The sequence below is a fragment of the Corynebacterium sp. HMSC056F09 genome (genome assembly GCF_001815785.1).
Classification (GTDB): Bacteria; Actinomycetota; Actinomycetes; order Mycobacteriales; family Mycobacteriaceae; genus Corynebacterium; species Corynebacterium hiratae.
Genome location: NZ_KV821929.1, coordinates 1 through 491, shown reverse-complemented (window position 1 = coordinate 491; position 491 = coordinate 1). Strand labels below are relative to the sequence as shown.

The window sequence follows — 491 nt, the reverse complement described above, 5'->3', positions numbered from 1 at the left end:
GCTTCGTCCCTGTCGAAAGGAGTTTACAACCCGAAGGCCGTCATCCCCCACGCGGCGTCGCTGCATCAGGCTTCCGCCCATTGTGCAATATTCCCCACTGCTGCCTCCCGTAGGAGTCTGGGCCGTATCTCAGTCCCAATGTGGCCGTACACCCTCTCAGGCCGGCTACCCGTCGACGCCTTGGTAGGCCATTACCCCACCAACAAGCTGATAGGCCGCGAGCTCATCTTGCACCGAAAAAACTTTCCAACCACCACACTAAAGGCAGTTCATATCCGGTATTAGACCCAGTTTCCCAAGCTTATCCCAGAGTGCAAGGCAGATCACCCACGTGTTACTCACCCGTTCGCCACTCGAGTACCAGTGCAAGCACTGGCCTTTCCGTTCGACTTGCATGTGTTAAGCACGCCGCCAGCGTTCGTCCTGAGCCAGGATCAAACTCTCCACAAAAAAGGCCGTGAAAAGCCCAAACCTAACAAACAGACAAACCA

Annotated in this window: 1 rRNA gene; it reads right to left on the bottom strand. The window is 55.6% G+C overall.

Annotated elements, in window-relative coordinates:
* Nucleotides 1–450 (bottom strand): 16S ribosomal RNA (locus HMPREF3056_RS05920); the annotation flags it as partial.
* Nucleotides 451–491: the final 41 nt, after the last annotated feature.